9 protein-coding genes are annotated in these 7793 nt (G+C 70.8%); 6 read left to right on the forward strand and 3 right to left on the reverse strand.

Features of this window, described 5'->3' with window-relative positions; all coding sequences use genetic code 11:
- The first annotated feature begins 36 nt into the window (after positions 1-36).
- Entirely contained in the window at positions 37-561 is a 525-nt protein-coding gene (locus tag ABTZ89_RS32320) for a GNAT family N-acetyltransferase (protein ID WP_351051893.1), read from the forward strand.
- 79 nt (positions 562-640) lie between these two features.
- Here the strand turns inward: ABTZ89_RS32320 and ABTZ89_RS32325 are convergent, their stop codons facing one another.
- Entirely contained in the window at positions 641-1168 is a 528-nt protein-coding gene (locus tag ABTZ89_RS32325) for a flavin reductase family protein (protein WP_351051895.1), read from the reverse strand.
- Positions 1169-1353: 185 nt separating this feature from the next.
- On the opposite strand from ABTZ89_RS32325, the gene ABTZ89_RS32330 reads away from it, so the two are divergent.
- The 5 genes from ABTZ89_RS32330 (at position 1354) to ABTZ89_RS32350 (ending at position 6231) form a co-directional block, all read left to right on the forward strand.
- Positions 1354-2130 carry an SDR family oxidoreductase gene (locus ABTZ89_RS32330; protein WP_351051898.1) on the forward strand — a complete coding sequence of 259 codons (777 nt, stop codon included), beginning with the start codon at positions 1354-1356 and terminating at the stop codon, positions 2128-2130.
- 237 nt (positions 2131-2367) lie between these two features.
- Entirely contained in the window at positions 2368-3552 is a 1185-nt protein-coding gene (locus tag ABTZ89_RS32335) for an acyl-CoA dehydrogenase family protein (protein ID WP_270947158.1), read from the forward strand.
- A gap of 29 nt (positions 3553-3581) precedes the next feature.
- The gene (locus ABTZ89_RS32340) at positions 3582-4472 is read left to right on the forward strand and encodes a VOC family protein (protein WP_351051902.1); all 891 of its coding nucleotides are present in this window, start codon (positions 3582-3584) and stop codon (positions 4470-4472) included.
- Between the two features lie 140 nt (positions 4473-4612).
- Positions 4613-5398, forward strand: coding sequence for an SDR family NAD(P)-dependent oxidoreductase (locus tag ABTZ89_RS32345; RefSeq protein ID WP_270947160.1), 786 nt, complete (start codon positions 4613-4615; stop codon positions 5396-5398).
- Positions 5398-6231 (forward strand): SDR family NAD(P)-dependent oxidoreductase, encoded by an 834-nt coding sequence (locus ABTZ89_RS32350; RefSeq protein WP_351051906.1) that lies wholly within the window; start codon positions 5398-5400, stop codon positions 6229-6231. Before ABTZ89_RS32345 ends, ABTZ89_RS32350 begins: the two co-directional genes overlap by 1 nt.
- Before the next feature lie 3 nt (positions 6232-6234).
- Here ABTZ89_RS32350 and ABTZ89_RS32355 read toward each other — a convergent pair whose 3' ends face one another.
- Entirely contained in the window at positions 6235-7236 is a 1002-nt protein-coding gene (locus ABTZ89_RS32355; RefSeq protein WP_351051909.1) for an NADPH:quinone oxidoreductase family protein, read from the reverse strand.
- Between the two features lie 19 nt (positions 7237-7255).
- Positions 7256-7793 (reverse strand): MFS transporter (locus ABTZ89_RS32360; protein WP_351051913.1); only part of this gene is annotated, 538 nt, incomplete at its 5' end.

Consider the following 7793-nt stretch of genomic DNA (forward strand, 5'->3'; position numbering starts at 1 on the left):
GTGACCGATGTCGGACTACCCGGATAGCTTCGCCGCATGTCTGTACCCGACAAGCCGGTCGCGCTGCGGCCCGCCGACCCCGCCGACGCGAAGGCAGTAGCCGACATCTGGTGCGACGGATGGCGCGACGGTCACCTGGGGCACGTACCCCGCGATCTGGTCACCGCTCGCACAGCCGAGTCGTTCGCGTCCCGCGCGGCGCGACGGGTCGAAGACACCGTGGTCGCGGTTTTCGACGGCGCGGTGGCGGGGTTCGTCATGGTGGTCGCCGACGAGGTCGAGCAGGTCTACGTGTCCAGGGCCTACCGCGGCACCGGCGTGGCAGCCGTGCTCCTCGCTGAAGCGGAGCGCCTCGTGGGCGAGCACGGTCACGACCGTGCCTGGCTCGCCGTCGCTGCGGGCAACGCCCGTGCGCGCCGCTTCTACCAACGCCAGGGCTGGACCGACGAAGGGCCGTTCGACTACCCCGCCGAAGGCCCGGACGGGCCGATCCACGTCCCGTGCCACCGGTACGCCAAGCACCTGGCCGGCCGACGTGGCAAGGACATCCGCCTGCCATGACACCGAGGCCGGTCTGCTGGGCGGCGAGGAGTTCTCGCACCGAATGCAGTTCGCCGCGCTCGCGGACGAACGCGCGAGGTCAGCATTCGTGAGCGGGTCGATCGGACTCGATGCCGAAGCGGCCGCGGAAGAAGATCATCGGGCGGTGTTCGGCCAGGCGTTCCACTTCGAGGACGCGTCCGACGACGATGTCGTGGTCTCCCGCCTCGACCACCTGGTGGACGTCGGCGTGCACGCGCATGAGCACGTCGGGCAGGACGGGCGTGCGCCAGCGGGAGCAGGACCAGTCCGCTCCGTCGAACTTGCGGCCGCTGCTCGAGCCGAACCGCGCGCACAGGTCGTCCTGGTGCCCGCCCAGGACGTTCACGCAGAAGCGGCCTGCGCCGCGGATCCGGGGCCAGGACCGGCCGCGGTGGTCGGCGCAGAACATCACCAGCGGTGGGTCCAGGGACACCGAGGCGAAGGACTGGCAGGCGAAACCGACCGGTCCCGCGTCGTCGAGCCCGGTCACCACCGTCACCCCGGTGGCGAAGTCGGACATGGCCCGCCGGAACGCGTTGGGGTTCACGACGTCCTCGGCCGTCAAGGTCTGCGCTTCCTCCGTCATGAACTCGAAGCTAGGGCGGGTGGTGCGGGGCTCGCGGCCGCGGATCCCGGTCAGCGGTGGGCCGTCCGGCCGGTCCCGGTCAGCGGGAGCGGAATTGGGGTGCGTGGTCGCGGGCGACCGAAAATGCCCGGAACAGCCGCGAGAAGACCGCCGGTGTGCCATCCCACGCGACGAAGGGCCGGAACATGCCCCGCACCTTCCTCATCACCGGCAGCGCCTCCGGAATCGGCGCTGCGACCAGTGCGCACCTGCGCGAACGGGGTGTCCGGGTGATCGGTGCCGACCGGCACGACGCCGACATCACCGCCGATCTCGCCACCGAAGCGGGGAGAGCCGCGCTCGTCGACCGGGCCGGTGAGCTGGCCGGTGGCCGGCTCGACGGCGTGATCGCGTGCGCTGGTGTCGCGCTGTTCGACCCCTTGACGGTCAAGGTCAACCACTTCGGCGCCGTCGCGACTCTCGAAGGCCTGCGGCCGCTCCTCGTCCGCGGCACCGATCCGCGCGCGGTCGTGATCTCGTCGGTGGCGTCGGTGCACCCGGCCGATCCCGGCATCGTCGATGCCGCGCTCGCCGGTGACGAGGACGCCGCAGTGGCTGCCGCCGGTGCCGCCGTGGAACGCGGCGACGGCGCACAGGTGTACTCGTCGTCGAAGGTCGCGATCGCACGGTGGGTGCGCCGAACCGCGATCACGCCGGAATGGGCGGGCGCGGGAATACCGCTCAACGCCATCGCCCCCGGCACCATCGTCACGCCGATGACCCAGGACATGCTCGAATCCGAAGCCGGTCGGCAGCTCGTCGACGGCAGCGTTCCGATGCCGCTGCACGGCCACGCCCGGCCGGAGCAGGTCGCGCCGCTGCTCGCCTGGCTCAGCTCCCCGGAGAACTCGCACGTCACCGGCCAGGTGGTGTTCGTCGACGGCGGCGCGGACGCGGTCCTGCGCGGCGACCGGACCTGGTGAGAAGCCTTCTGGCGGCTGGGGAACGGTCGCGCGGCTGAGCACGACGCGCTCGCGACCTCGAAAGTAGCGCGGGGGCGCGAGATTCGCGCCGATCGGTCCCGGTCAGCGGTGCGCCGCCGGGCGGGTCCCGGTCAGCGGGAGCAGGGGTGGGGCCCGCCGGCACGCCGGACCTAGCTTCATCGCACCGCCGCGGACCGGTGGCGGAAGCGGTCGTCTGAACAGTCCGGAGGTGCGTGCATGGCGCACGAGGTGGTTCGCCGAGTGGAAGAGGTCGCCGCCCGGCTCGCGGCGACCGCGGAGGACAGCGAGCGGTTGGGCAAGCTCGCGGATGAGAGCGTCAAGCTGGTGCGCGAAGCCGGGGTCATGCGGCTGCTGCAGCCGACCGACTTCGGCGGGTACGCGGCGCACCCGCGGGACTTCGCCGAAGCCGTGATGGCGGTGGCGAAGGTGTGCGGGTCGACCGGCTGGGTGTGCGGGGTGGGCGGGGTCCACCCGTGGGAGATGGCGCTGATGGACCGGCAGCTCCAGCAGGAGGTCTGGGGCGAGAACCAGGACACCTGGATCGCCTCGCCGTACATGCCCAGCGGCATCGCCACCCCGACCGACGGCGGCTACGTCCTCAAGGGCCGGTGGCAGTTCTCCTCCGGCACCGACCACTGCGACTGGATCTTCCTCGGCGCGCTGGTCGGCGACGCCGAGGGCAAGCCCGCCCAGCCCTCCAAGGTGCTGCACGTGGTCCTGCCGAGGCAGGACTACACGATCGTCGACGACTCCTGGGACGTCATCGGCCTGTGCGGCACCGGCAGCAAGGACGTCGTGGTCGACGGCGCGTTCATCCCGGCGTACCGGACGATCGACTCCGAGGAGGTCGCCCAGGGGGAGAGCGCCGCCGAGCGCGCCGGCCGGACCGAAACGGTGTACCGGCTGCCGTTCTGGACGATGTTCCCGCTGGGCATCACCTCCGCGGTCGTCGGCATCGCGGAAGGCGCGCTGGCCTGCCACCTCGACTACCAGCGGGACCGGGTCATGGCGGCGGGCACCCGCGTCCGCGACGATCCGCACACGCTGTACGCGATCTCCGAGGCGGCAGCGGAGATCGCCGCGTCCCGCACGCAGCTGCTCGACGGCGTCAGCCGCCTCTACGACAAGGTCGAAGCGGGCAAGCCGATCACCTTCGAGGACCGGTCGACGGCGCGCCGCAACCAGGTCCGCTGCGCGTGGCGCGCGGTGTCCGCGGTCGACGAGATCTTCGCCCGCTCCGGCGGGAACGCGGTGCGCCGCACCAACGCGGTGCAGCGGTTCTGGCGCGATGCGCACGTCGGCCTGCAGCACGCCATCCACATCCCCGGCTCGATCTACCACTCGAACGCCCTGACCTCGATGGGGATCGAACCGCCGGAGCCGCTCCGGGCCCTGATCTGAACCGCCGACGACACTTGGGAGAGGAAGTCATGACCGACATCAGCTCGTTGGGCTACGTCCGGGTCCGCGCCACGGACTTCGACGCCTGGCGCGAGTTCGCCAACGACACCATCGGTTTCGCCGAGGGCAGCGGCCCGGAGGAGGACGCGCTGTACCTGCGCCTGGACGAGCGGATCGGCCGGATCGTGGTGCTCCCGGGTGAGGAGGACAAGGTGGAGGCCGTGGGCTGGGAGGTCCGCGACCACCTGGCCCTGCAGCGGGTCCAGGCCGCGGTCGAGGCGGCCGGGATCGCCACGAAGCCGCTGACCCTGGAGGAGGCCGACACCCGCAAGGTGGAGGCGGGCATCACCTTCGAAGCCCCGGGCGGCACCCCGCTGGAGATCTTCCACGGACCCGCGCTGGACCACAGCCCGGTGGCGACGAAGTTCGACAACCGCTTCGTCACCGGCCAGCTGGGCCTGGGCCACGTCGTGGTCCCGGTCGACGACCTCGACGAGGCGTACCGGTTCTACGCCGAAACGCTCGGTTTCCTGCCCCGCGGTGCTTTCCGGCTGCCCGCCCCGCCGGAGCACGGCCCGGTGCGGCTCCGGTTCATGGGCGTGAACGCGCGGCACCACAGCCTCGCGCTGCTGCCGTCGCCGGACCTCAAGGCGCCCGCCCTGGTGCACATCATGGTGGAGCTGGAGGACCTCGACCAGGTCGGCCGCGCGCTGGACCGGGTGGTGGACGCCGGGTTCCACGTCTCGTCCACGCTGGGCCGCCACACCAACGACAAGATGGTCTCCTTCTACGTCCGGACCCCGGGCGGCTGGGACCTCGAGGTCGGCTGCGACGGGATGCTGGTCGACGAGACCTCGTACACGGCGGAGGAGATCACCGCCGACAGCTACTGGGGTCACAAGTGGGACTTCGGGTCCTGACCCACCTGATCGCGCGGCGCGGAGGACTTCCTCCGCGCCGCTCGTCTTGTGTGGCGTTGACTGCACATCGTGGCACAACGTGCCATGTAGGCATATCGTGTACTCATCACAACGAAGTCGACGAAGACGTGGAGTGGGACATGAACCGTTACGAAGGTCGGCGCGCACTCATCACCGGGGCCGGCTCGGGCATCGGTCAGGCGACCGTGCTCCGCGTGCTGGCCGAAGGCGGCAGCGTCGTGGCGGCGGACATCAGCGAGAAGGGCCTGGCCGACACCGCGCAGAAGGCCGGTGCGGACGCCGACCGGCTCACCACGCTGGTGCTCGACGTCTCCGACGAGGAGTCGGTCAAGGACGTCGTCGCCAAGGCCGTCTCGACGCTCGGCGGTCTGGACGTCCTGGTCAACGCGGCCGGCATCCTGCGTTCCGCGCACACCCACGAGGTGAGCCTCGCGGACTTCACCAAGATCCTCTCGGTGAACCTGGTGGGCACCTTCCTGGTGATCCGCGAAGCCATCCCGGCGCTGCGGGAGGGCAACGGTTCCGCGGTGGTCAACTTCAGCTCCACCTCGGCGGGCTTCGCGCACCCCTACATGGCGGCCTACGCGGCGAGCAAGGGCGGCATCCAGTCCATGACGCACGCCCTCGCCAGCGAGTACGCCAAGAGCGGCATCCGCTTCACCGCGGTGCAGCCCGGCTCCATCTCGTCGGGCATGACCGACGGCAGCGGTGCCAGCAAGTCCAGCGTCGGCCCGGGCCTGCCCGAGGACGCCGACATGTCCCTGTTCGCGAAGCTGAGCCCGGCCATCGGCGAGGGCTTCGCCGGCCCGGAGACCGTCGCGGGGGTCGTGGCCATGCTCGCCTCCGAGGACGGCAAGTTCATCACGGGCACCGAGATCCGCATCGACGGCGGGACGCACTTCTGATGTCCCTCGCGCACGACACCTTCCGGGGATGCACCGCGGTCATCACCGGTGCGTCCGCCGGGATCGGCGCGGGCTTCGCCCGCCACGCCGCCGGACTCGGCATGAAGCTGGTCCTCGCCGACATCGCCGCCGACCGCCTCGCCGCGGTGGCCGACGAGCTGGCGGCGGCGGGCGCGGAGGTCGAGCCGGTGGTCACCGACGTCGCCGACGCCGCCTCCGTCGAAGCGCTCGCCGCCAAGGCCCACGAGCGCTTCGGCGCGGTGGACCTGCTGATCAACAACGCCGGGATCATGGCCATGGGCTACTCCTGGGAGATCCCGGCCGAGCGCTGGGACGCGATGCTGCGGGTCAACATCGGCGGCTGCGCCAACGGCATCCGGGCCTTCGTGCCGAGGATGCTGGGGCGGGGCGAGAAGGCGTGGATCGTCAACGTCTCCTCCGTCGGCGGCATGCTGCCCAGCCCGCTGATGGCGCCCTACATCGCCACCAAGTTCGGCGTGCTCGCGCTCACCGAGTCGTTGCACTACGAGATGCGGATGAAGAACGCCCCGATCCAGGTCTCGGTGGTGACCCCGGGCTCGGTGCGCAGCGAGATCTTCCGGACCGGAGGATCAGCGGACATCGCGCCGGAGGTCGCGGCCTTCAACGCGCAGCTGCAGCAGCGCGCCGACGAGCACGGGCTCACCGCCGAGGAACACGCGGAACGGGTCTTCGACAAGGTTGCCGAGGGCAAGTACTGGGTGATCCCGCAACCGGACGAGCTGCTTCCGGCCCTCCAGCCGCGCACGGACATGATCCTCGGGGGGAAGACCCCGGAGCTCTTCGAGGCCTGAGGATCACCCGCTGGTCAGGACGGTTTTTCCCAGGGCGCGACTGCTGGCGAGCTTCCCGAGGGCTTGCGGTAGATCGTCCACTGAGGACTGTCTGACCAGTGGGTCGATCCGTTTTTCCAGGGCCAGCTGGAAAAGATCGTCCTGGGCCGCTCGGACCAGTTCCGGTTCGTGGTCCAGGTAGAGCGACCAGTGCAGGCCGAGGATGCTGTAGTTCTTGACGAAGGCGTGGTCGAGGCGCTGCTGCGGGATCGTGCCGCTGGCGAAACCGATCAGCAGGATGCGCCCCTCGAAGGCGATGTACTTCGTCGCCTGCCGGTACGCCTCGCCACCCACTGATTCGAAGACCACGTCGGCGCCGTGCCCGTCGGTGAGCTCGCGGACCGCTTCGATCACGTCGGTGCTGCTGCGGTCGATGACGTTGGTAGCGCCGAGCTCGCGCACGGTCGCCGCTTTGCGCGCACCGGACACGATCGCGATGACCTGAGCACCCGCTGCCACCCCGAGCTGCACTGCGGCTGTGCCGACGCCACCGGCCGCGCCGGTGACGACCAGCACTTCGCCCGGTTGGATCCGGGCGCGGCGGTGCAAGCCGAGCCACGGCGTCAGGTAGGTCAGGTGCAGGGCTGCGGCCGTGGTGTCGTCGAGGCCCGTGGGCACGGCGAACGACGAATGTGCCTCCAGCACGGCGTATTCGGCGAAGCCGCCGTGCGGCAGGACCGGCCGGCCGACGACGCGCCGGTGCAGCAGGTCCGGTGGGCATCCAGGTCCGACCTCGTCGACGACGCCGCACAGCTCCACGCCCGGTGTGAACGGGAGTTCTGGCTTCGCCTGGTACGCGCCCCGGCACAGCAGCACGTCGGCGAAGTTGCACGCGGCCGCCGTCACGCGGACCCGGACCTGGCCGGGACCGGGCTCCGGCGTCGGAACCTCCGCGGTGGCCAGGACCTGCGCCGGTTCTCCCAGCTCGGTGACCTGCCATGCGCGCATCGTTGCGTGGTCCGCCATTGTTCTCCTCCGGTGTGCGTCAGCGGTCGGACTGGGCGAGGTAGGTGAGCAGGGCGCCGATTCCGACTGCCGGGCCCAGCGCGAGCACGAGCAGGGCCGCCGTCCAGGAGGCGTTCTCAGCGAGGACCGGGACGAGGTAGATGGTCGCCGCGGTGGTCACGTACCCGATGGCCAGCTGGAACGAGACGGCGCTGCCGACGTAGCGCTGGTCGGCGTTCTCGGTGACCAGCGCGGAGAACTGGGCGGAGTCCGCGATCACCCAGAACCCCCAGAACGCGCACACGGCCACGACCAGCGGTAACGGCAGCGAGTGGATGAAAGCGAGCACGACGGCTGCCCCGCCCGAGCAGGCCAGGCTGATCAGCGCGGACCGGGCTCTGCCGAAGCGATCGCTGATGCGACCGCCGACGAGGCAGCCCACCGCTCCCACCCCGATGCAGGCGAACGCGGCGAGCGCGGCGTTCTGGGCGCCCTCCGGCGAACCGGCGAATCCGTCGAGGCCGGCGAGGAAGGTCCCGACCCAGGCCCACATGGCGTAGAGCTCCCACATGTGCCCG

Origin of the sequence: Saccharopolyspora sp. NPDC002686 (genome assembly GCF_040295745.1) — a bacterium.
Classification (GTDB): Bacteria; Actinomycetota; Actinomycetes; order Mycobacteriales; family Pseudonocardiaceae; genus Saccharopolyspora; species Saccharopolyspora oryzae.